Source organism: Paenibacillus nitricinens, assembly GCF_052056485.1.
In the GTDB taxonomy this organism is placed as follows: Bacteria; Bacillota; Bacilli; order Paenibacillales; family Paenibacillaceae; genus Paenibacillus_AQ; species Paenibacillus_AQ nitricinens.
Genome location: NZ_CP183948.1, coordinates 5,381,942 through 5,404,166, shown reverse-complemented (window position 1 = coordinate 5,404,166; position 22,225 = coordinate 5,381,942). Strand labels below are relative to the sequence as shown.

Annotated in this window: 24 protein-coding genes and 1 other annotated feature; of the genes, 23 read left to right on the top strand and 1 reads right to left on the bottom strand. The window is 44.5% G+C overall.

Annotated elements, in window-relative coordinates:
• Nucleotides 1–4 precede the first annotated feature (4 nt).
• The 5 genes from ACN6KS_RS24190 (at nt 5) to ACN6KS_RS24170 (ending at nt 6,881) form a co-directional block, all read left to right on the top strand.
• Entirely contained in the window at nt 5–1,381 is a 1,377-nt protein-coding gene (locus ACN6KS_RS24190; protein WP_094873228.1) for a bifunctional folylpolyglutamate synthase/dihydrofolate synthase, read from the top strand.
• Nucleotides 1,382–1,387: 6 nt separating this feature from the next.
• Nucleotides 1,388–2,767 carry a UDP-N-acetylmuramate--L-alanine ligase gene (gene murC, locus ACN6KS_RS24185; protein ID WP_094873226.1) on the top strand — a complete coding sequence of 460 codons (1,380 nt, stop codon included), beginning with the start codon at nt 1,388–1,390 and terminating at the stop codon, nt 2,765–2,767.
• Nucleotides 2,768–2,999: 232 nt separating this feature from the next.
• Nucleotides 3,000–4,166 (top strand): GGDEF domain-containing protein, encoded by a 1,167-nt coding sequence (locus tag ACN6KS_RS24180; protein WP_094873225.1) that lies wholly within the window; start codon nt 3,000–3,002, stop codon nt 4,164–4,166.
• Between the two features lie 36 nt (nt 4,167–4,202).
• A complete protein-coding gene (locus ACN6KS_RS24175) occupies nt 4,203–5,360 on the top strand; it encodes a GGDEF domain-containing protein (RefSeq protein ID WP_440960660.1) in 1,158 nt (385 codons plus the stop codon).
• Between the two features lie 336 nt (nt 5,361–5,696).
• Nucleotides 5,697–6,881 carry a glycosyltransferase gene (locus tag ACN6KS_RS24170; RefSeq protein ID WP_094873222.1) on the top strand — a complete coding sequence of 395 codons (1,185 nt, stop codon included), beginning with the start codon at nt 5,697–5,699 and terminating at the stop codon, nt 6,879–6,881.
• Between the two features lie 93 nt (nt 6,882–6,974).
• Here the strand turns inward: ACN6KS_RS24170 and ACN6KS_RS24165 are convergent, their stop codons facing one another.
• Entirely contained in the window at nt 6,975–7,961 is a 987-nt protein-coding gene (locus ACN6KS_RS24165) for a diaminopimelate dehydrogenase (protein WP_440962438.1), read from the bottom strand.
• Between the two features lie 216 nt (nt 7,962–8,177).
• Between ACN6KS_RS24165 and ACN6KS_RS24160 the strand changes: the two genes are divergently transcribed.
• The 18 genes from ACN6KS_RS24160 to obgE all read left to right on the top strand — a co-directional run bounded on the left by ACN6KS_RS24160 (nt 8,178) and on the right by obgE (nt 21,973).
• Nucleotides 8,178–9,413, top strand: coding sequence for an SPOR domain-containing protein (locus tag ACN6KS_RS24160; protein ID WP_440960659.1), 1,236 nt, complete (start codon nt 8,178–8,180; stop codon nt 9,411–9,413).
• A 208-nt stretch (nt 9,414–9,621) separates the two neighbouring features.
• Nucleotides 9,622–9,867 (top strand): DUF4321 domain-containing protein, encoded by a 246-nt coding sequence (locus ACN6KS_RS24155; protein ID WP_042191180.1) that lies wholly within the window; start codon nt 9,622–9,624, stop codon nt 9,865–9,867.
• A gap of 34 nt (nt 9,868–9,901) precedes the next feature.
• Entirely contained in the window at nt 9,902–10,498 is a 597-nt protein-coding gene (locus tag ACN6KS_RS24150; protein WP_094873218.1) for a Maf family protein, read from the top strand.
• 24 nt (nt 10,499–10,522) lie between these two features.
• The gene (gene radC, locus ACN6KS_RS24145; RefSeq protein WP_042191176.1) at nt 10,523–11,212 is read left to right on the top strand and encodes a RadC family protein; all 690 of its coding nucleotides are present in this window, start codon (nt 10,523–10,525) and stop codon (nt 11,210–11,212) included.
• A gap of 39 nt (nt 11,213–11,251) precedes the next feature.
• Complete coding sequence (locus tag ACN6KS_RS24140) at nt 11,252–12,286, top strand: rod shape-determining protein (protein ID WP_042130579.1); 1,035 nt, start codon at nt 11,252–11,254, stop codon at nt 12,284–12,286.
• A 62-nt stretch (nt 12,287–12,348) separates the two neighbouring features.
• Nucleotides 12,349–13,227: a rod shape-determining protein MreC gene (mreC, locus tag ACN6KS_RS24135; protein ID WP_440960658.1), complete on the top strand. Its 879-nt coding sequence runs from the start codon at nt 12,349–12,351 to the stop codon at nt 13,225–13,227.
• The gene (gene mreD, locus ACN6KS_RS24130) at nt 13,227–13,757 is read left to right on the top strand and encodes a rod shape-determining protein MreD (RefSeq protein ID WP_094873215.1); all 531 of its coding nucleotides are present in this window, start codon (nt 13,227–13,229) and stop codon (nt 13,755–13,757) included. Before mreC ends, mreD begins: the two co-directional genes overlap by 1 nt.
• An 80-nt stretch (nt 13,758–13,837) precedes the next feature.
• On the top strand, nt 13,838–14,497 hold the full coding sequence (gene minC / locus ACN6KS_RS24125) for a septum site-determining protein MinC (RefSeq protein WP_094873214.1): 660 nt from the start codon (nt 13,838–13,840) through the stop codon (nt 14,495–14,497).
• Nucleotides 14,498–14,502: 5 nt separating this feature from the next.
• The gene (gene minD, locus ACN6KS_RS24120; RefSeq protein WP_042130573.1) at nt 14,503–15,297 is read left to right on the top strand and encodes a septum site-determining protein MinD; all 795 of its coding nucleotides are present in this window, start codon (nt 14,503–14,505) and stop codon (nt 15,295–15,297) included.
• A gap of 176 nt (nt 15,298–15,473) precedes the next feature.
• Nucleotides 15,474–16,337: a peptidoglycan DD-metalloendopeptidase family protein gene (locus ACN6KS_RS24115; protein ID WP_440960657.1), complete on the top strand. Its 864-nt coding sequence runs from the start codon at nt 15,474–15,476 to the stop codon at nt 16,335–16,337.
• The gene (locus tag ACN6KS_RS24110; protein ID WP_094873212.1) at nt 16,330–17,172 is read left to right on the top strand and encodes a M50 family metallopeptidase; all 843 of its coding nucleotides are present in this window, start codon (nt 16,330–16,332) and stop codon (nt 17,170–17,172) included. The genes ACN6KS_RS24115 and ACN6KS_RS24110 overlap by 8 nt, the downstream gene beginning before the upstream one ends.
• Nucleotides 17,173–17,230: 58 nt before the next feature.
• Complete coding sequence (locus ACN6KS_RS24105; RefSeq protein ID WP_440962437.1) at nt 17,231–18,472, top strand: Rne/Rng family ribonuclease; 1,242 nt, start codon at nt 17,231–17,233, stop codon at nt 18,470–18,472.
• A complete protein-coding gene (locus tag ACN6KS_RS24100; RefSeq protein ID WP_280788310.1) occupies nt 18,453–18,602 on the top strand; it encodes a hypothetical protein in 150 nt (49 codons plus the stop codon). Before ACN6KS_RS24105 ends, ACN6KS_RS24100 begins: the two co-directional genes overlap by 20 nt.
• Nucleotides 18,535–18,620: a sequence feature (ribosomal protein L21 leader region), on the top strand. (Overlaps the previous gene by 68 nt.)
• A gap of 14 nt (nt 18,621–18,634) precedes the next feature.
• The gene (rplU, locus tag ACN6KS_RS24095) at nt 18,635–18,946 is read left to right on the top strand and encodes a 50S ribosomal protein L21 (protein WP_042130566.1); all 312 of its coding nucleotides are present in this window, start codon (nt 18,635–18,637) and stop codon (nt 18,944–18,946) included.
• Nucleotides 18,947–18,959: 13 nt separating this feature from the next.
• Nucleotides 18,960–19,295, top strand: coding sequence for a ribosomal-processing cysteine protease Prp (locus ACN6KS_RS24090; RefSeq protein WP_042130565.1), 336 nt, complete (start codon nt 18,960–18,962; stop codon nt 19,293–19,295).
• A 17-nt stretch (nt 19,296–19,312) separates the two neighbouring features.
• Nucleotides 19,313–19,624: a 50S ribosomal protein L27 gene (gene rpmA / locus ACN6KS_RS24085; RefSeq protein ID WP_042130564.1), complete on the top strand. Its 312-nt coding sequence runs from the start codon at nt 19,313–19,315 to the stop codon at nt 19,622–19,624.
• A gap of 282 nt (nt 19,625–19,906) precedes the next feature.
• The gene (locus ACN6KS_RS24080) at nt 19,907–20,647 is read left to right on the top strand and encodes a Spo0B domain-containing protein (RefSeq protein ID WP_076300740.1); all 741 of its coding nucleotides are present in this window, start codon (nt 19,907–19,909) and stop codon (nt 20,645–20,647) included.
• A 15-nt stretch (nt 20,648–20,662) separates the two neighbouring features.
• Entirely contained in the window at nt 20,663–21,973 is a 1,311-nt protein-coding gene (gene obgE, locus ACN6KS_RS24075; protein ID WP_440960656.1) for a GTPase ObgE, read from the top strand.
• The last annotated feature ends 252 nt before the right edge of the window (nt 21,974–22,225 follow it).

The following is a 22,225-nucleotide window of genomic DNA, read 5'->3' as shown; positions in this document are numbered from 1 at the left end:
AGACATGGATGACCTAAATCGGGGCGGAAGTACCGCCCCTCTTGCGACATACACCGAAGCGGTTGCTTGGATCAAGAGCCTAATCCCTTTTGGGATACGGCCAGGTTTAGATAGAATCGAGATGTTGATGGACAAGCTTGGGAATCCGCACCGTCGTCTGAAGTTTATTCATGTGGCGGGTACGAATGGCAAAGGTTCAACTTGTGCTTTTTTGACTAGTGCACTTATACAAAGCGGCTATTCAGTAGGCACCTTTACATCTCCGTATATTACAAAGTTCACGAACAGGTTCCAATATAATAATACGGACATCTCTGAAGAAACGCTTGTCGAGCTGGTTAACCAATTACGTCCACTAGTCCAAGAAATTTCGGAAACGGAGTTTGGCTCACCTACGATGTTCGAGGTAACTACAGCTGTGGCCATTCTATTTTTTGCGGGCGTCTCTTGTCCTGATGTTGTCGTATGGGAGACCGGGCTTGGGGGAAGGCTGGATGTAACGAACATCGTGACTCCGATTGTTTCTGTGATTACTAATGTTGGTCATGATCACATGGATATTTTGGGAGATACGCTAGAGAAGATTGCCATGGAGAAAGCCGGAATTATCAAGACGGGCGTACCTGTTGTAAGCTGCGTAACTCAGCCGGAAGTCGTGGCAGTTCTGAAAGAGAAAGCAGCGGCTTGCCGCTCTACGCTTTATCTTGCCGGAGAAGATTTTAGCTATAAGGCTAATGAAATCCGTGAGGATGTGCAGACTTTTCATTTTAAGGGTCCCTTTCGTTCGCTTGAACTTGGGATCGTAATGAAAGGCGAGCACCAGATTAGTAATGCGGCAGCTGCCATGATGGTACTTGAGGTTCTGCGTCAGTATATGGCCTTTATGCTTGAGGATGAAGATGTGCTTGAAGGTTTGCGCCATGCATTTTGGGCTGGAAGACTGGAAGAGGTAAGCAAGTCTCCAAGAATCGTACTGGATGGAGCACATAATCCGGAAGGTGCGGAGAGTCTTGCAAAAAGTCTGCCTCAGCTCTACCAATACGGTAAATTAAATTTACTTATGGGAATGCTGTCAAATAAGCATCATGAATCCTACTTTAAGCATATACTGCCTATAGTGGATACGCTCATCCTGACCGAACCGGATTTCCAGAACAAAATGGACGCGGAGAATCTGCAAGTTATCGCAGAAAGTCTGCGGGAGAAATATGCCAAGGAAAACTTGGCAATCATAGTAGAACATAATTGGGGAAAAGCGCTGCAGCTACTGAAGTCGATTACAGCGGAGGATGACCTTGCCGTCGTATCTGGTACGCTGTATTTAATCTCTGACGTACGCGGTACACTTTTGCAGCAACCCGATACTGAAAAAGGCTGGTGACGACTGTTGGATACTACTGAACGTGTGCATTTTATAGGGATCGGCGGCTACGGAATGAGCGCGATTGCCCGGGTAATGCTAGAAATGGGATATACAGTTACGGGCTCCGATGTGGCTGCCCAGGAATTAACGGAAAAATTGATTGCTAAAGGTGCCAAGATTTATATCGGGCATACAGCAGAACAAGTAAAAGGTGCGGATCTAGTCGTATACTCTACGGCTTTGTCTAGTGATAACGTGGAATGGGTGGAAGCTGAGCGTCTTAAGATTCCCATTCTGCATCGTTCGCAAATGTTAGCCCGTTTATTGAATGAACGTAAAGGGGTAGCCGTTGCTGGTGCACACGGAAAAACTACTACCTCCTCCATGATTGCACTTGTGATGGAAGAGTGCGATGTTGATCCAACGTATATTATCGGCGGAGAAATTATGAACGTGGGTACGAATGCAAAGGCGGGACAAGGTGAGTTTGTAGTAGCGGAAGCAGATGAGAGCGATGGCTCTTTCCTGCACTATCACCCTTGGCTTGGGATCGTTACGAATGTTGAAGCGGATCACTTAGAAAATTACGACGGGGACTTTAACCGTCTTAAGGCTGCATACGTACAGTTCATGAACCAAACACGCGAAGATGGAACTGCTATAGTATGCGCTGACGACGAGAATGTGATTTCTCTTTTACCTGAAGTAACAGGTAAGGTAATTACTTATGGCATCAAGTCGAACACTGCAGATTATATTGCCACTGATATTATTCTAGGCGATCGTCAAGTATCGTACACGATGAATCATAATGGAGAAGTGCTTGGACGGATTGAACTCTCTGTTCCCGGACAGTACAATCTTTATAATTCAATGGCAGCGGTAATCGCCTGTTTGAAATCAGGGGTTTCTTTTGAGAAAATTGCTGAAGCGATTGTGAAATTCCATGGTGCGAAGCGCCGTTTTCAAGTGCTCGGAGAAGTCAATGACATTCTGGTCATTGATGATTATGCGCATCACCCTACAGAGATTCAGGCAACGATCAGTGCTGCCAAGGCAACAGGGAAACGGATTATTGCGGTATTCCAGCCTCAGCGCTATACACGTACTTTCTTCCTGTTAGATGCTTTCAGCCGTGCCTTTAGCGAAGCCGACGAAGTCATCATCACTGATATTTACTCTCCGGCTGGAGAGAAACAAATCGAAGGTGTTACTTCTGCGAAGCTGGTTGAGCTAATCGTTAAGAACAGTAATGCGGGCGCGAGACATCTGCCAACTAAAGAAGATGTGCTTGCTGATCTGACCCCTCGTATTGCTCCAGGTGATCTGGTGATTACGATGGGCGCAGGTGATATCTGGAAGGTAGGATACGCACTGGCGGACGGTTTGAAGAAGAAGCATTAAGTTTACAAATTGAGGCAAATCCGAGGATATTTGTATTCTCTATTCAATAGCACTTCCCCAAAATTCCGTTCAGATAATCCTTGTGTTTATCTGAACGGAACTTAGAGGGAAGTGTTTTTTTGGTATTGTTAACGTATTTACTGATATAGTTATAAAGTGCTATAGTGCTGGTTGAAGAGGATTGAATTTTTAACATATATTTGTGGAGATATTTTCGCATAGGTGGTGACGTATGAGCTCCCTGTTTGAAATTAGAACACTGATTTATTTGTTTATTTTCGGAAATTTATTTATATTGCTGCTTATCACCAATTATCGGAGTACCGCTGTTAAAGATACAGCCTCTACCTTGTTCATCCGATCAAAGGAAGTGCAGCTACTCTTTTGGTGTTCGATTTTATTATGGGATTATCTCCCTCATGCGTTGTCCATTCCGCTTAGCAATGCTCTGATCCTTGGAGGGTGCTGTCTAGAAATTACAGCGTTACTGCTGATGATGGGAGTATTGGGGCCAAGAATAAAGCGATATTACATCATCCTTTCGGTATTGAGCACCATTAGTTTTAGTATCATCGCATTATTTTTTAATCATTCCAACTTGCGCATCGCTTGTACTTCACTTTGGTCTATCCTATTTATAGTTTATCCAGCTTATCATCTAACTGTGAATAAAAAGGCTACCCCTCTTCAAAAAATATTAGGCGTATTATTTTATGTATTTGCAGCGATTATGCTGATGCGGGCGCTTGTTGCATTGATTTGGGAGCCTGAAATGAATGTGTTCTCAATAAATCTTACGCAATATTTGTATTATTTGGGGATGTATTTATTATTTATCGTAGGGGCTGCCGGTTTTATTCTTCTCTCCAATGAGCATTCCTTCGTCAAACTAAAAAGAATAGCCAGTTATGATGATTTAACAGGGATCCTAAACCGTGGAGCATTTCTTCAGGAAGCGGAGATAAAGCTTGAAAAGGCATTTCGAGCACAGGAGTACTTCTCGTTTTTACTATTGGATTTGGATTATTTTAAAAAGGTCAACGATACTTATGGTCATGATACCGGTGACATTGTGCTGGAAGACTTCGCATCGACGATTAAAGATAATCTCGGAAATGGAGATTTGTTTGGCAGACTAGGGGGCGAGGAATTCGCAGTCATACTCTGTGGGGCAGATGAGCAAAGCTGCGATCAGAAAGCTGAAGCGCTTCGTGAGGCGATAATGAATACTTCCACTAATAAGGTTCAACAGGGGTACACAGTTAGTATAGGTGTAATTACGATCATGCCTGATCAGGAGATCTCGATAAATAAGTTGTACAAGCTAAGCGACAAGGCATTATATCAGGCCAAACAAGAGGGAAGAAATAGAGTCATCAGATACCGATATGTATACTGAGAGTCAGGAATACTAGGGGAGGTGAACTTCACTTATATGCATCTGGATCTCCAGACACTGCTGGTGTGTCTCTTTTTGTGGCAATCGTTCACGGTGCTGCTTATCGTGGTGTATCGTTTGCGGTATGCGCAGGAACAGACTTCTTCATTGTTTATCACAGCAAAATATTTGCAACTAGCAGCCTTGATCCTCATATTACTGAAGGATGTTATAGATACACCACTTAGTCTACCGATCACAGCACTTCTTGCTCTGGCTGGGGGCACGCTCGAAAGCTTGGCGCTTCTAATGCTTCTCAGAGTATTCGGGAGCATGGTGGAGCGATATTATTCTATATTATTCGGAGTATCCATTCTCGTTGTGGTGCTTATGTATTTGTTGATGCCAGAGGATCCGCTCGTTATTCCAGTCGCTTGTCTGGCCGGAGTTCTGATTATAGCCTATCCTGCTTATATACTATGTCTGAAGGTCATGGAGACTTCGCTGCAAATAATAATGGGACTGCTATATGGTCTTGTCATCTTATCGTTGGCGGGTAGAGCTTTGGAACCGCTGTATTCTGTATTAGGAATCAATACACAGGTTGCGCAATTTCTTGATTTATTCTTTTATCTCGGGATTTATTTGTATATGTTTCTAGGAACCGCGGGAATGATGCTGCTTTATAGAGAGGATTCCTTTGCAGAAATGGAGCGGGTAGCAACTTATGATGAGTTGACCGGAATTTTGAATCGCAGGTCGTTCGTTCTGCGTGCTCAGCCTTTAATAGCTGCTTCAGCGATGAAGAAGCTGCCCTATTCTTTTTTACTGCTGGATGTCGATCACTTTAAGAGCATAAATGATAATTACGGCCATAATACAGGGGACCAAGTACTGACTGATTTGGCGTCTAAAATAGAGCAACAGCTTGGACATGGTGATCTAGTCGGAAGATTTGGGGGAGAAGAGTTCGCAGTGCTCCTGCACAGAGCCGATGAGAAGAGTAGTGATGTTATTGCTGAAGGAATGCGCACAGCTGTTATAGGTTCAATGATTCATGGCATACGGCTGCACTACACGATAAGTATTGGAGTCATCACGATAGAATCGGGCGAACGTTTGTCTCTAAATAATCTCTACAAACTTTGTGATAATGCATTGTATAAAGCGAAGAGAAAGGGCCGGAACTGCGTTGTTAGAAGCTACGAAATATAAAAGTGTCTTTCTTTCGTCATTAGATGAGGAAGACGCTTTTTTGTTTGCATAGGAATAGTTCAGAATACCTAACGAGTTTAAAATTTTCAGAATAGAAAATTCATGTTCGTGTATTACTGGAAAAATAGTTTTTTTGCTTTAATCTTCAAAAAAATGGCGATTTATATAGGTTTATCGCAATGATTTCCGAATAAAGTATGAAAATATATAAAAAATTTAAAGGTTTCCCTATAAATCGACAAAAATTTTATGTGAAATGAGTTACTATTGAACTGCATCTAAAGTTGCAGTGATAAGTAGAGAGGATTTATATAAAAAATTCAAGGAGCCAGAGTCATGCGAGAAAGAATGCTGTTCCTTTCAGCTCAGAATCAAAGCGCAGAGGATCTAGAAGGAGAAATGAGAACAGGGAGTATTCTCGAGATTTTGCTAGGGAAATTTGATATTGATTTGCTGACCTATGCCAGTACGCTCAAGGATATATCTACAAATGATGGAACTGCACTAAAGGTTCATTACATTAACGGGTGCATTACCTCGTGGAGATCTATGCTACGTCCCTTACATATATTACAGAATTTCACTAATCGGAGTCATGCGGAAAAAGACATGAAGAGTACAATCATGGAACTTTGTAGATCGAATAATTACAGACACGTATTTATATCGCATAGCTTGCTGGGAAATTGCATTGATATGGTTCGTAATCTGCTTCCTGAGGCCAGTGTTATTACAGATACGTATCGTTTTGAGAGCGGGCTTGCTGTTGGAAAAGAAATTGGGAAGCCGAGCAGCAGTAATCCTTATTATAAACTAAATGAGGCTTTGGTTCGGCGGAATAAGCGAAGACTAATGAATAAAACGGGTGTTCTCTTGGCAACCTCGGAATGGGATGCCCTTTCATTCAAATCTCTATCCTTTGCGGATGCCCGTAAAGTGCATGTTGTTCCTCATTTCATAAAAATGAATGAATATGACACTTTTACTGAGCCTGTTGCAAAAGAAAATTCAATGGTTCTGCACTGGAATATGAACACCAGACAGGGGATTAAGGCTGCTCAAAGCTTCTTTAAGAAAAGCTACCCTTTGATTAAAGAACAAGTGCCTGATATCAAGTGTTACATTACCAGCCCTGAGGTTCATACGGATGTGTTGACGCTTATAAAGGATGATGTATCGGTCATTATCACTGGACCTTTGAAACCGTCTGCTGATTATATACGTCGTGCTAAAGCGGTTCTTGTGCCTATCCTTGAAGGTTGTGAAGTCTCCAGAAACATTCTGGAATCATGGGCACTCAAAACGCCGGTGGTTACTAGTTCTACAGTATGCGAGCGATTGAACTGTGAGCATAACCGTAATATTTTGCTTGCTAATACCTCAGTTGATGTTGTTGCTAGCGTAATAACATTGTTAAAGAATCCTGAGATAGCAACGATTATTGCTGATCGGGCGCATCGCACATTGTTGAAGGACTACGAAGTGAATTATGTGAAGAATAAGATTCTTAGTCTTGTGTAAAAGGTGCGCCAGAGAAGGCTCTGCCTGCAGTATATAAATAACCCGCGAGGACTTTCTAGAGTCCTGCGCGGGTTATTTCGTTCTTGTATGATTTTACAGCAGGTTGCGGCGTAATTCTTCTGGAGATTTCGGAGATAACATTCCAAGTGGAATATCGAATACTGTACGTGCTCCGCTCTGTCCTTGTTGACTCATACGCTGAAGTGCTCTGGCATAGGCCACGAGAACACTGGCTGTAAATTCTGGATTGCTCTCCAGCTTCAGGCCGAATTCAACAATCTGCTTCGTGCCTTCCCCTGTTACACCACTACGAATAACAAATCCACCATGCGGAATACCGCTATGTTCAGCAGCTAGTTCTTCTTCAGTGATGAAAGTAACCGTAGTGTCATAATCAGCAAAATAGTTCGGCATATTCACGATTTCTTCGCGAATGCGTTCTTGATCTGCCCCTGCCTCAGCCACTACAAAACACTCTCTAAGGTGTTTTTGGCGAGTGGTAAGCTCTGGTGTTTCGCCAGCGCGAATGGCCTCAATAACCTCTTGTACTGGAACGGTATATTGTACACCGGCTTTAACTCCATCTACTCTGCGGATCGCATCGGAGTGGCCTTGGCTAACGCCTTTGCCCCAGAAGGTGTATTCTTTACCTTGTGGAAGAATGGCTTCTGCGAGCAGACGATTCATTGAGAATAAGCCTGGATCCCAACCAGTAGAAATTACGCTGAGTGTTCCGCCTTGTTTAGCTGCGGCGTCAACGGTCTCGTAGAACTCGGGGATTTTGGCATGTGTATCAAAGCTGTCCACGGTATTAAACATCCGGGCAATGGCCGGTGTTTGTTCTGGCAGATCGGTAGCCGATCCTCCGCATAGAATCATAACATCCACTTTACCCTTATATTGTTCGACGGCAGAGATGTGCTCGAACTTCACACCGGCTTCTCCGGCTTCCAGTTGCCCAGGTTCTCTGCGCGTAAAGATCGCAACTAGCTCAATATCTTCACTTTGGTTGATAGCTTTACGTACACCTTTGCCTAAGTTTCCGTAGCCTACAATAGCTGCTTGAATTTTTTGTTTCAGAAGAAGCCCTCCTAATCAGTAGTGAACTAAAGCATCATTTCTAGTTTACCTAGTATAGTGTACACTTTTAGCTCTTTTTATATAGTATATAAAAGGTACATGTAATGTAAACTGAATCTGCATAATCTTTCATAATTCCTATGGCATAAAAATAGCATATCTCTCTATTGTCTATCATATATTTACTTATAGATTAGATGAGGTGAGGTGTAACTGTTGAATAACGGAAGAATGACATTCCGATTTGACGTGAACAAGGACGAGCCTAAACCAAAGCCTAAAGTGGTGGAGCGCTGGTCAAATGGCGGGTTGGGCACAGCTGAAGAGTACGCTGAAGGACTGCGTAAAGAGGTGGGTCCAGCACAGCAAACGTGGCTTTATGAGCCTGATTTTCGTTCTACGCATGAGGCACCACCGGAAGATTCCTATGACTATTACTCGGGTACTGTAGATCCGCGGCAGGAAGAATGGGACGAACAGGATAAGGATTTTAAATATACACAGCAATCGTATCTTCTGTCAGATATGGTTTCGGATAGCAGAGATGAATTAGAAAATGTATCCACGGGCAATTATGGAGGCTCCTATCATACTCGGCGTCCTTCGTATTGGTGGAAGTTAGCTCTTTCTGTTACAGGAGCGATCGGTACAGGGGTTCTGCTTGGTTATGCTGCACTTTCTTTTTTTTACGGAGGGAATATGGACAGCAACGCTGGAAATGGGACAGCAGATATGGCGGCTACTTCGGTTCAGTCTAGTGGAGCTAAAGATCCTGCAGGTGTAGGTACATCTGGTTTACCAGTGGCGGGTACTGAAAATGCCGGGAAGAACACCATCCCAGTTCAAGTAGCCGCGCAAAGCTATTATCTGTTGCAGTACGGAGTATTCAGTACACCTGCAGGCGCTGAAGAGGCTCGCCAGGAGCTGCTAACCGCCGGATTGGCAGCGGGTATGGATCCTGCCGACGGCAATCGTGTGTACGCTGGAATGTCATCCGACCGTGAACAGGCCAAGCTACTAAGCAGCGGACTAAAGAATCAGGGGATTGAGCTGTATGTGAGAGAGGTGGCACTTCCCGGGGCAGAACAGCTTGTCTATACCGGTAATGCAGAGGAAGTGAAGAACTATTTCTCCGTGAGCGGGCAGCTGCTCAGTGAACTAAGCAGTCAATCTGCTTCTTTACTAAGCGCTGGCCAAACAAGTACGACAGCAAATACCCCCGCTATGAGTGATCTCCACCTGCAATGGAGTGAAGCAGTAAAAGTGCTGGAACAAGGCGTATCTCCTGAAGCCAAAATTATTTGCGCAGCGTTAGAGAAATCAATGAGCCAAGGGATATCTGCATGGAGTGAATATAACAAGAACAAGGCTCAGGGCCTGCTTTGGGAAGTGCAAGAATCAATGCTGAGCTTTTTGACTAGCCAAAAACAGCTGTTAACTTCAATGAATTAATTGATAAATTGTTGACTTTCAAAACAGCAAGCCTCCAGATGTGGGGGCTTGCTGTTTTGGTGCGCCAATGGATACGGAGGATGGTATCGCTCCGCAACTTTTAGTGCAAATGGTGGTAAACATTACCGTAAGGGATTTTACGTTTGTATTGATCACAATTTCACCGTATAATAATTAGGGTGTCAAAAAATGGCGAGGGAAGACTGAGATGAAGAAGAAAAATGTAGGAACACTGCTGTTATTTCTAATTCTAGGCTGGCTGGCTGGAGCCTGGATCGCCAAGCTGCTGCAGCCGGTAAAGGCTCTTTCTTTTCTAACAACATCGACTGTGCTTAAGTGGTCTCCGCGAGCCGATTTGGACATCATAACCTATGACATCACTATTCATTTGAAATTGTGCATGCTAAGTCTCGTTGGTATTATTACAGCTGTATGGCTGTACCGAAGACTGTAACTCTCGTTACTGATCAAGAAGGGACGTTTACAACGTGGACAACTCACAACACATTATTTTAGCCTCAGGTTCACCGCGTCGACGAGAGCTTTTGTCATTACTGGGCTTGCCTTTTGAGGTCATTACCAGCGAAGCTGACGAAAGCACACCACCGGACTTTACGCCGGAGCAAATTGTGCGCAGTTTGGCTCTGCGAAAAGCAGAGGCCGTAGTGGCTGCAGCAGGAGCGCGTAACACAGTAATCGTTGGTAGTGATACGATTGTTGTACTAGATGACACTGTACTAGGCAAACCGGTGGACGAGCTGGATAGTAAATCGATGCTTACCAGACTTCAGGGCCGGAATCATAAGGTATACACGGGTGTAGCCTGCATTGGACTTCCGCATGGAAAGACTATAGTGGAGCACCGTGTTACTTCCGTAACGATGAGAGCAATGACTGAGGATGAAATTATTGCTTATATAGCTACGGGAGAGCCCGCTGATAAGGCTGGCTCTTATGCGATACAAGGGCTTGGCTCCACCTTGGTGGAACGAATTGAAGGCTGTTATTTTAATGTTGTCGGATTGCCGCTGTCGCTTCTTGGCGAAATGCTGTCCGAGTTCGGTATAACTGTATTGAACCGGTAGGAAGCTTGGGAAAGAGGGATAGGGATGGAGTCGCAATCAGTAATGCTGCGGGACCTCCCCCATGAAGAACGACCAAGAGAGCGCATGATGCATTATGGGGCGGAATCATTAAGTCAAGCGGAGTTGTTAGCCATTCTGCTGCGTACGGGAACACGCCGTGAATCGGCTATTCATATTGCACAGCAGATGCTGGGGAAAATCGGTGGCCTGCGTGGGCTAGTTGACCTTAGCATCGAAGAACTGACCGAAATCAAAGGTATCGGCCCTGCCAAGGCCGTGCAACTAAAAGCAGGCATCGAACTTGGGAGGCGCCTCGCAAACTCCAGGTTTAACATGCCGGTCATTATCCGTTGTCCTGAGGACGCTGCGGAGATTCTGACCGAGCAATTGCGTTATTTGCAGAAGGAGCATTTTGTCTGCTTATTTCTGAATACGAAGAATCACGTAATTGGACAAGAAACGTTGTCTATGGGCAGTCTTAATGCTTCGATTGTTCATCCTCGTGAGGTATTCCGAGCAGCAATAAAATGTAGTAGTGCCTCTATCATATGCGCACATAATCATCCTAGTGGTGATCCAACGCCAAGTCCGGAGGATATCTCCTTGACCTCAAGACTGCTTCAGGCAGGCGAGATTGTCGGGATTGACGTGTTAGATCATCTAATTATCGGTGATAGCAGCTTTGTGAGCTTGAAAGAAAAAGGACATATGTAATATAAATGTGAAGATTTACTTAGGAAAAGGAGAATTAGCATGTTGGGTAGTTTTACGAAAGATTTAGGAATTGACTTGGGGACAGCGAATACGCTTGTCTATGTACGCGGTAAGGGGATCGTTGTAAGAGAGCCTTCCGTTGTAGCCATTAACACTGACACTAAGACGATTGAAGCCGTGGGTGAATCCGCTAAGAAGATGATTGGTCGTACACCGGGAAACATCCGTGCGATCCGTCCGATGAAGGATGGCGTTATCGCTGATTTTGACACCACGGCTACGATGATAAAATATTTTATTCGTCAAGCACAGAAACAACGTTCTATGTTCCAACGTCACCCTAATGTAATGGTCTGCGTACCATCCGGCATTACTGCTGTAGAGCAACGTGCCGTAGAAGATGCTACTAGACAAGCTGGTGCTCGCGAAGCTTACATTATCGAGGAACCTTTTGCTGCAGCGATTGGTGCAGATCTACCGGTATGGGAGCCAACAGGAAGTATGGTTGTTGATATCGGCGGAGGTACCACTGAAGTTGCTGTAATTTCACTCGGCGGTATTGTTACTAGTCGTTCCGTACGTGTTGCGGGTGATGAAGCGGATGAGTCCATCATTCAGTACATCAAACGTCAGTACAATCTGATGATTGGTGAACGTACTTCGGAACAGCTTAAAATGGATGTAGGTTCTGCATTGCCACTTGAGAAAGCTGAGACTATGGAAATTCGCGGACGCGATCTCGTTACAGGTCTGCCAAAGACGCTTACAATTACTTCTGATGAGATCTGTGAAGCATTGTCCGATACAGTGAATTCTATTATTGAAGCTGTTAAAGTAACCTTGGAAAAATGTCCACCGGAGCTCGCAGCAGATATTATGGATCGCGGGATTGTCTTGACAGGTGGAGGAGCCTTGCTTCGTAACCTGGATAAACTGCTTGCGCGTGAAACTGGAATGCCAGTTATTGTCGCTGAGAACCCTCTGGATTGTGTAGCTATTGGAACAGGAAAGGCGCTTGAAAATATTCATTTGTTCAAGAGTCGCAGCAGTTCCAGTCTTCGCTCTAAGAGATAAGCCTATGTATTGCCACTTGTGTACGTCAACCCCTGTTATGGGAGAAATACTGTTGTTAGAGGGTGTTGAAACTGTTTAAACTCTTAAGCAATAAACGTCTGTTTATTCTGTTGATTACACTGGTGCTGTTCATTGTGGTGATGGGCTTCAGCTTGGCATCAAGGAGTTCCTTGTCCTGGCCGGAGAATTTTCTTAGAGATACTACTGGTTTCGTGCAAAAAATGTTCTACAAGCCCGCTGGATATGTAGCGGGCTTGTTTGAAGATATCGGAAATCTGAAAGATCTTTCTAAGGAAAATGAGCAGCTGAAGATTCTAGCCGCCCAATATGCACGTGATAAAGCGCAATACAATTTCATTCAGGTAGAAAATGAGCAATTGAAGGAACAGTTGAAGTTCACAAAAGCTCAGGAGGAATTGTATAAATATCAATACCATATTGCGCAGGTGGTTAGCCAGACTACAGAACCTAGTAATAGTACGATTGTAATCGATTTAGGCGCCAAAGATGGCGTGAGACCAAATATGTCTGTGATTTCGGTGGATGGTTTGGTGGGTGTGATTAGTCAAGTCAGCAATTTCACCTCTACGGTGAAGCTGATGACCATGATGGATACGAATGACCCTAATTCTCAGCCGCCAATTGCGGCAACCGCTATTACCAAAGAGGGCAAAACCTTTGGTATGATTGAAAGCTATGATCCGAAGACAAACAAGTTATTGATGAACAAGATCCCGCCAGGTGATCCTATCGCGCCGAAGGACGTTATCGTTTCTTCCGGTATTGGGGGATTGTATCCACGGGGGTTGACCATCGGTACGGTTGAAAGTGTTGAGGTTGGTAAATTTGGATTAACCTCCACAGCAGTGATTAAGCCTTCAGCAGAATTTCAAGACTGGAAGCAGCTGATTGTTGTTTTTACGGAGGAGCGTGCTGAATAGTGAATATGCGCAGATCTGTTCTTGTTCTGTTATTGTTCCTCTTGTTTATTCTGGAGGGAACCATTCTGCCTTGGCTGATTCCAGATGTTTGGCAGATGCGAATTATTCCGAATCTAGTGTTCGTTGTACTATTGTTCGTGGCTGTATATCATCATCGTCATACAGCGCTTATACTGGGTCTAACTTTCGGAATATTACATGATGTGGTTTTCTATGGCAGAATTCTAGGAGCACATTCTTTTGCGATGGGTCTGTCGGCTTATTTAATCGGCCTTCTGTTTCAGATTCCGCGTGCTCCACTGCCTCTTATGATGACTGTGATTCTGCTCGGAAGCTTGCTAGAGGATAGTGTGTTATTTGGTATTTATAGTGTATTCAATCTAAATCAGGAGCCCTATAGCTGGGCGATTTTGAATCATATGCTGCCAACGATGCTCTTTCATTTTGCTATTGCTCTGATCCTCTACATACCGTTACGACGCCAGCTTGAGCTGATCAAGAAAGAGAAGAGTACGGAAGAAGCGGCATAAAGAAGCTTCTATTTTCTTTCTTTATAAAGCAGGAATTTAAGGGGCCCGGCACGAATGAATGAGGATAGGGGGCCAGGCATATGACAGTAAAATCCAAGCATGTAAGGATTAAGGGCATCAAGGATGGCCTGATATTCCTGCTAGACGACAAGTGTCCCTTCGAAGATCTTCTGAGCGAGCTTCGCTATAAGCTGGAGCACAGCCATCAAAATATTTTGACTGGACCGATTGTCCATGTAGATATTAAGCTGGGCAATCGTCCCGTAACTGAGGAAGATAAGGAAGCTGTGCTGGAGATTCTGAAGGGACAGGGAAATCTACTGATTCGTTCCATAGAGGCGCTTCCAGTGCCCGGCAGTGAGGATAATGACGCGTTGTTTCTAATGAGCGGGATTCTTCGTTCCGGCCAGGTGCTGCACCATGATGGAAATCTTTTATATCTGGGGGATGTGAACCCAGGAGGAACCATTACCTGTTCAGGCGATATCTATATTCTAGGATCACTTAGAGGTATGGCGCATGCTGGAGTAGATGGAAATGAAGAGGCGATTATTGCTGCTTCATTAATGTCTCCAACACAACTGCGAATTGCTGATATTATCAGTCGTCCTCCCGATGAGTGGGAAACCCGAGAAAGCAGTATGGAGTTTGCATATTTAATGAACGGAGCTATGCAAATCGATAAAATTCATAATTTAGTCAAAGTACGTCAGGATTTAAATGTGTTTAAAGGGGTGTAGCCTCCATGGGAGAAGCGATAGTCGTAACCTCGGGCAAAGGCGGAGTTGGCAAAACAACCACAACAGCCAATATTGGAACCGCACTTGCACTGCAGGGTAAAAAAGTATGTCTCGTCGATACCGACATTGGACTGCGTAATCTGGATGTAGTAATGGGGCTTGAGAATCGTATTATTTATGATCTTGTGGATGTAGCGGAGGGGCGTTGTCGCCTAAATCAAGCACTCGTTAAAGACAAACGCTTTGATGAGTTGTATATGTTGCCCGCAGCTCAAACGAAGGATAAAACGTCCGTCACTCCTGAACAAGTAAAAGATATTATTCTGGAACTGAAGAAGGAATATGAATATATTTTGATTGATTGTCCAGCAGGGATTGAACATGGCTTCCGCAATGCGATTGCCGGTGCGGATAAAGCGATCGTGGTTACCACACCAGAGCATGCTGCTGTGCGGGATGCCGATCGTATTATCGGACTGCTTGAACAGTCGCATGTGGAATCGCCAAAGCTGGTGGTAAATCGTATTCGCCCAGGTCTTGTAAAGTCTGGGGATATGCTTGATATTGAGGATATTTTACAGGTGCTGAATATTGATCTTATCGGAATTGTTCCAGACGATGAACTGGTCATTAAAGCCGCAAATAGTGGAGAGCCTACAGTTATGAATCCCGATTCGTCAGCAGCTATTGCCTACCGCAATATTGCACGTCGAATTTTAGGTGATGCTGTGCCGCTAATGCAGCTTGATCGGAAACCGGGAGCATTTAAGAAATTTAAGAAATTTTTCGGTATGGCTTAATTTTGCACCAAGCAATCTTACTATAGAAGCATTAACGATCCCACCACTAGAGAAATCTATGGGTGGGATTTATTTTTTATTGGCAATTAAGTGCTCTACCCTGGGTGGGCTTGTTCTAAAGAGACTTCCGTGCTTCATAAAATGGAAGTAAAACAAGCCCGTCCGGAGGGATAAATATGGATCTCAAATCAGATATCAAGAATCGCCGCAAGGAGCGTATTCGTAGTTTGCTGGAGGAAATCCCGGATATAGAAACCGCGGAGGTGCCTCCGTTACTCGTTATGCCTGAAAAGAGTACGAGCTTCAAGGAGTGGGGTACGGGATTTAAGCGGAATGAGGAGCAATCATCTATAGAGCCTGATCCAGAAGTGATGTGGAAAGAGAGACGTGGGGGCTGGGAGGAACCAGGAGGAGGAGGTTCTAAATTTTCTTCCGGTTTTATTCGAAGGGTTATAGCCAGTGTGCTTGTGTTTGGAGCGGTGTGGGGAGTTTTTGCAGTTCACCAGCCATGGTCCTATAAAGTCCAAGCCTTTATTAGTGATAACTTGAGTAATGATATGGATTTCACAGCAGTGCGGGTCTGGTACGAGGACAATTTTAATGGTGCACCGGCGTTCATACCGATATTTGGTGACAAAGACGAACCTGCTCAAAAGGCAGCAGCCCAACATGAGCTTAGTGCTCCGGTAGCTGGAAGCATTGTGAAGCCATTTGCTTCCACGCTAAAAGGTGTAGAAATTATGCCTCAAATCGATTCAACCTCAAATGTGACGGTGAAGAGTATAGACATGGGACGGGTTCTTTCTATCTCCAAAGAATTGAATGGTGGCATACGGATTGCGGTTCAACATTCTGGAGGAATAACAGCAGAATACGGACATTTAAATGGCACTAAACTGGAGATTGATGACTGGATTCAGAGTGGAGATGAACTCGGGTGGATGCTGGAGAAAGAGGGCTCCTCAGCTCCAACGCTATTTTTTGCAGTGATGAAAGACAAGACTTATATTGATCCTACAGAAGTGGTATCGTTTGATTAGGATCTTAGGGATCGATCTGTCACTACATCCATTGTTCGTAATCATTATGTTGTTTTCTGTACTCACAGGACAATTTCTGGAGCTCATTACTTTATTTACGATCGTCCTCATTCATGAAATAGGACATGTGGTGGCTGCCCTTTTAGTTGGCGTTACAGTTAAATCGGTTCAGCTTCTTCCGTTTGGCGGAGTTGCGGTGATTGAGGATCATGGGCGGCTCACCGCTAGTCGTGAGATTGGCATTGCACTTGCCGGTCCGCTGCAAAATGGAATCATGATTGTTATGGCTCTTGGGCTTCAGCAAGCAGGTTATGGTAATCAGGAATTTTTAATCTATTTCATAAATGCCAATGCCATTATTGCGCTCTTTAATCTTTTGCCTGTTCTGCCACTTGACGGAGGCAAAGTACTTCAGGCTACAGTTAGTTTATTTCTTCCTTATTATTATACTTTGCTATGGAGCGGGCGTGTGAGCGTTGCTGCAAGCATTTTTGTGATTGTTTATGCGCTATTGCCTCTTGGAACGGGCGGAGGCTTGAGGCTGAATATGGTTATGATCGGTGCTTTTTTACTGTATTCAAATCTCACGGATCATCGGAATTTACCGTACCGATTCGTTGCATTTTTGATGAATAGGGAGGCAGTTTATGAGTATCATTTGCGGACAGGAAGTGTGGCTCGTCCAATTGTTGCCTTATCTGCGAAACCTTTAGATGCTATATTGCGTCTATTTAAACGTAATCAATATCATTTTATCTACGTATTAAACGGCGAAGGAAATGTTGTTGCTGTTGTGCCGGAACAGCGCTTAATATCTACCTACTTCGGAATGTAGTGTAATTATGCAGAACGTTAGAAGGGATGAATGAATGAACGAAACCAGAGGTGAAGCCATGAAACAGATGATCGTTCACTGCACGCAGCACATTACCCGAATGGCTCTTCTGGAGAACGGAAGGCTTGTGGAGTACGCGGCTGAACGCGATCAGCAGCAAGGGCTGGTCGGAAGTTATTATAAAGGCCGTGTGATTAACGTACTTCCAGGTATGCAGGCTGCTTTTGTTGACATTGGACAGAAGAAGAATGCTTTTTTATATGTTGATGATGTATTGCACCCTCATTTGGATAGACAGCCGGATGTGAAGCCTTCTATAGAGACGCTTTTGCAGCCGGGTCAGGATATTGTTGTACAAGTAAGAAAAGAGCCTAGTGGAGGCAAAGGTGCGCGTGTAACGACCCATTATACATTGCCCGGTCGCTGGATGGTGTACATGCCTTTTGCCGATTATGTTGGGGTATCCAAAAAAATAAGCCGCGATGCAGAACGTAGCCGGCTCAAAGGAATTGGTGAACGTCTGAGAATGAAAGAAGAGGGGGTTATTATGCGGACCGTCTCTCAGGATGAGCCGCATGAAGCAGTGGAAGGTGATCTTTCATTTTTACGTGCGCAATGGGATAACATTACACGTCGGGCACAAACTGCAGAAGCCCCAGCTCTATTGCATCGTGATCTTAGTATTGTTCAGCGCTTTATAAGAGATGCTTTTAATCCACAGCGTGATCAGTTGATTATAGATTCTCCAGTTGCAGTTAAGGAAGCCAAGGCATTTCTGGATGACATGGCACCTGATTGGTACAAGCCTGTGAGTTTATATAATGCACCGGAGTCCATTTTTACAGCTTATGGGGTGCAGGAACAGCTGCACAAGAGCTTCAGCCGCAAGATTACGCTGGAGGGCGGAGCGACAATGATCTGGGATGAGACGGAGGCACTCACCGTTATTGACGTAAACACCGCGCAATATATTGGAGGAGCATCGCTTGAAGAGACGGTGACGAATACGAATTTGCTTGCAGCAGAGGAAATAGGTCGTCTGATCCGTTTACGAGATACGGGTGGAATTATTATCGTTGATTTTATTGATATGGAAGAAGAAATACACCGTAAAATGGTTACCGAGCGGCTGGAGAAAGTGATCTGCAAGGATCGAACCAAAACCCATATTCTCGGTTGGACAAGACTTGGACTCCTCGAGATGACCCGGAAGAAGGCAAGACATGATTCAGCCAGCTTCGCACCTATCCTTTGTCAGTGCTGCGGAGGGACTGGGAAAGTTGGAGAATGGATGGAATGAGTTGACGATGGGCGAGAAGTATGATAATATCTTCAAGTATGTGTTTGATTCATTCGGTCCTGCACATGCTGTAACCGCTCCGATCGGGTACATAAGTGCAGTTCCCACGGGAATCTGCCACCTAGACTAGGCGAGTCTGAGACATGAGGAGGTGCAAGTAAAATGTATGCAATTATCGAAACTGGCGGTAAACAATACAAAGTCCAAGAGGGCGATGTTTTGTTCATTGAGAAGTTGGAAGCTGAAGACGGCGCAAGTGTAACTTTTGACCGTGTATTGGCTGTTTCTAACGAAGGTGGTCTGACTGCAGGAACTCCGCTCGTAAGCGGCGCGTCTGTAACAGCTAAAGTCGAGAAACATGGTAAAGGCGCTAAGGTTGTAGTTTACAAATACAAACCTAAGAAGAACTACCACAAGAAACAAGGCCATCGTCAACCGTACACGAAAGTAACTATCGAGAAGATTCAAGCGTAAGAAGGTGCGTGGAATGATTAACGTACGGATTACACGATCTTCGGATCTAGGAACTATCGTTGGCTTTGAGGTAAAAGGGCACGCGGGTTATGCCAAGCGTGGCGAAGATATCGTATGTGCCGGAGTTTCGGCCGTAACGGTTGGAACCGTCAATTCGATTGAGACTTTGACCGGAATCTCCATGGATACGTCCATGAAGAACGGATTCCTAAGTGGAACATTAAGTTCCATTGATGATTTCGATACTTCCGCGAAGGTGCAATTGCTGCTTGAATCCATGGTCGTGATGCTAAATGATATCGCAGAATCATACGGAAAGTATCTTCAAATAGAGCAAGTGAATATTTAAAGAAGGAGGTTGACAACATGTTGAAATTGAATCTTCAATTGTTCGCATCGAAAAAAGGTGTAGGTTCCACAAAAAACGGACGGGATTCCCATTCCAAACGTCTTGGCGTGAAACGTGCTGACGGTCAAGCAGTAACCGGCGGTAACATCTTGGTTCGTCAACGCGGAACAAAAATTCACCCAGGCACTAACGTAGGCATCGGTAAAGATGATACGTTGTTCGCATTGGTGGATGGCGTAGTGAAGTTCGAACGTTGGGGCCGCGATCGCAAAAAAGTGAGCGTATACCCAGTTGATGTCGCTCCGGTAGCAGCGGCACTGGAAGCGTAAGCTTACGGAACCATATTTGCATGTAGAAGCCTCCGGCATGAGTGCCGGAGGCTTTTTTGTAGAATATTCAGAAGTGTTTGTGGATACCTCTTTGAGCACTTTAGAAATGTATACCTTCAGAGTTTTAAGAAAGCATAAACATCCTTAAACATATGTGAAATCTCACGGTTATCTCTGGTGAACTACAGGGAACTGCTGTGTTATACTAGGAAATGGTAATTGATGAGGATAATAATCTAAACGAAGTCATGAATTTTGCGAACTGAGGGACGGGGAGAAAGAATGAAATCCTGGAAAAGTGCAATCTGGGCAGTCATGTTATCCGTAATGCTTCCTTTAGGACTCGTGTATTGGCATACCTCCCTTTTGACGTGTCTGTTGCTTGGAATTTGGGTAGCAGCAACAGTTGCTTTCAGTTTGATTTGGAATCAGCGTCATTGGGAACGGGAACTGCGTATACAAGAGAACACTCTGCAACAGGCGGCGATTCGGACACTGAATCATCATCGTCATGATTGGATGAATGATTTGCAGATTCTTTACGGATATATTCAGCTTGGAAAGCCTGATAAATCCGTGGAGTGTGTGGAAAGAATAAAGGAACGCATAGCGCTTGATAGTCGTATCGCTAAGCTGGGCATTCCTTCATTGGTCTTCTATATCCAATCTTTCCGAACTTACCGGACTAGTCTGGAACTGGAAGTTCAAGTGGAGGAAGGATTGCAACTGGAGGAGAAGCTAAACCGGGAAGCAGGAGATGAGCTGACTTCAGTGATCATGCAGACCGTACGAGCTTATCAATATAACGGACTGGCTCCTCAGGGTGAAACGCGCAAGCTGCGTCTTGGCTTTATTCAGGATGGAGGAGACATTCTTATCTCCTTCGAAGGTGAGGGAGAGCATGGCAATCCCGAGCAGCTCAAAGGGCAAATTTATAATATAGTACAAGGGAAAATCATGAAAGCGGAGCAGTTTAAGCCCAGCAAGGCTTATGTAGAGCTGCGTTTGCCGCTTGAGATGTGAGGAAGGTGAACATTAATGTTCGTAGATAAAGCTAAGATTTATGTTAAGGGCGGAGACGGCGGGGATGGTATCGTTGCGTTTCGTCGGGAAAAGTATGTACCGGATGGTGGCCCAGCAGGTGGTGACGGTGGCCGTGGTGGCGACGTTATCTTCCGCGTAGATGAGGGCTTGCGTACGCTGATGGATTTCCGTTATCAGCGCCATTTTAAAGCAGACAAAGGGATTAAAGGACGTAACAGAAGTCAGCATGGGGCGAACGCTGATCATATGATCGTGCGAATTCCACCTGGAACCATGTTAATTGACGATGATACTCAAGAGATCATCGCCGATTTGACTCGTCATGGTCAGCAAGTTGTTGTTGCCCGTGGGGGTCGTGGGGGTCGTGGGAATGCTCGTTTTGCAACAGCGGCTAATAAGGCTCCAGAGCTAGCAGAGAACGGCGAAGAGGGCCAAGAGCGGTATATTGTTATGGAACTTAAGGTTATGGCTGATGTGGGACTTGTAGGCTTCCCGAGTGTGGGCAAATCTACGCTACTGTCAGTTGTATCCGCAGCTCAACCAAAGATTGGTGCATACCATTTCACAACGATTACACCGAACTTAGGTGTAGTAGATGTTGGGGATGGACGAAGCTTTGTAATGGCGGATCTGCCAGGATTAATTGAGGGAGCTAGTGAGGGCATAGGGCTTGGTCATGAATTCCTGCGTCACGTTGAACGTACACGGATCATTATTCACGTAGTGGATATGTCTGGTTCAGAGGGGCGTGATCCCTTCGAGGATTGGGTTCTCATTAATGACGAGCTGAAGCAATATAATGCGGCTCTAATTGAACGACCTCAGATCGTGGCTGCGAATAAAATGGATATGCCAGAGTCAGAGGAGAATCTCATCTCTTTCCGAGAACGCGTAGCTGAGCTGCGTCCGGATCTTGAGATTATGCCAATCTCCTCGCTTACCCGTCAGGGTGTTCAGGAACTGTTATATCGTGCAACGGATATTCTTGATAGTATTCCGGTGGCACCGATAGTTGAAGAAGTATCAGGAACAACTGAACGTAAGGTTTATAAGCTAGAAGCAGAAGATGATAACACATTCACCATTACACGTGATAATGAAACATATGTGGTCAACAGCCCTCGTATCGAGAAAATGTTGAAACGTATGCAGCTTAGCACACATGATGCGATTCTAAAGCTCGCCCGGACTTTACGGCATATGGGTGTAGATGCAGAGCTTCGTAAACGTGGAGCTGTAGAGGGGACTATTGTCCGTATTGGTGAGTTCGAATTCGAGTTCGTAGAGAATAGTAGTTACTATTAATATTTAGCTGATTACAAAGCGCGATTTGTGTTCTCCTGTAAAGGAAGACACAAATCGCGCTTTTTTTTAAATATAAGAAAGTATAAGTTTCACACAATACTATATGTTTTATATTTCTCGCTTAAACGCTTATCGTCCTTATAAGGACGTCAAAGATGTTTATACTTGTTTCCATATTGAGCATATTTTTTTCATGAAAAGAACCCAAAACACGATATATATCGTATACAATAAATATCGAAATACACAATT

Bases quoted from the DNA above. Each gene is read 5' to 3' on its own strand.
- minC (WP_094873214.1), top strand. From the start codon at position 13,838: ATGACAGTAAAATCCAAGCATGTAAGGATTAAGGGCATCAAGGATGGC.
- radC (WP_042191176.1), top strand. From the start codon at position 10,523: ATGGAGTCGCAATCAGTAATGCTGCGGGACCTCCCCCATGAAGAACGA.
- ACN6KS_RS24180 (WP_094873225.1), top strand. From the start codon at position 3,000: ATGAGCTCCCTGTTTGAAATTAGAACACTGATTTATTTGTTTATTTTC.
- ACN6KS_RS24090 (WP_042130565.1), top strand. From the start codon at position 18,960: ATGATTAACGTACGGATTACACGATCTTCGGATCTAGGAACTATCGTT.
- ACN6KS_RS24175 (WP_440960660.1), top strand. From the start codon at position 4,203: ATGCATCTGGATCTCCAGACACTGCTGGTGTGTCTCTTTTTGTGGCAA.
- ACN6KS_RS24190 (WP_094873228.1), top strand. From the start codon at position 5: ATGGATGACCTAAATCGGGGCGGAAGTACCGCCCCTCTTGCGACATAC.
- ACN6KS_RS24080 (WP_076300740.1), top strand. From the start codon at position 19,907: ATGAAATCCTGGAAAAGTGCAATCTGGGCAGTCATGTTATCCGTAATG.
- ACN6KS_RS24170 (WP_094873222.1), top strand. From the start codon at position 5,697: ATGCGAGAAAGAATGCTGTTCCTTTCAGCTCAGAATCAAAGCGCAGAG.
- obgE (WP_440960656.1), top strand. From the start codon at position 20,663: ATGTTCGTAGATAAAGCTAAGATTTATGTTAAGGGCGGAGACGGCGGG.
- ACN6KS_RS24105 (WP_440962437.1), top strand. From the start codon at position 17,231: ATGAAACAGATGATCGTTCACTGCACGCAGCACATTACCCGAATGGCT.
- ACN6KS_RS24115 (WP_440960657.1), top strand. From the start codon at position 15,474: ATGGATCTCAAATCAGATATCAAGAATCGCCGCAAGGAGCGTATTCGT.
- rpmA (WP_042130564.1), top strand. From the start codon at position 19,313: ATGTTGAAATTGAATCTTCAATTGTTCGCATCGAAAAAAGGTGTAGGT.
- ACN6KS_RS24155 (WP_042191180.1), top strand. From the start codon at position 9,622: ATGAAGAAGAAAAATGTAGGAACACTGCTGTTATTTCTAATTCTAGGC.
- rplU (WP_042130566.1), top strand. From the start codon at position 18,635: ATGTATGCAATTATCGAAACTGGCGGTAAACAATACAAAGTCCAAGAG.
- minD (WP_042130573.1), top strand. From the start codon at position 14,503: ATGGGAGAAGCGATAGTCGTAACCTCGGGCAAAGGCGGAGTTGGCAAA.
- ACN6KS_RS24140 (WP_042130579.1), top strand. From the start codon at position 11,252: ATGTTGGGTAGTTTTACGAAAGATTTAGGAATTGACTTGGGGACAGCG.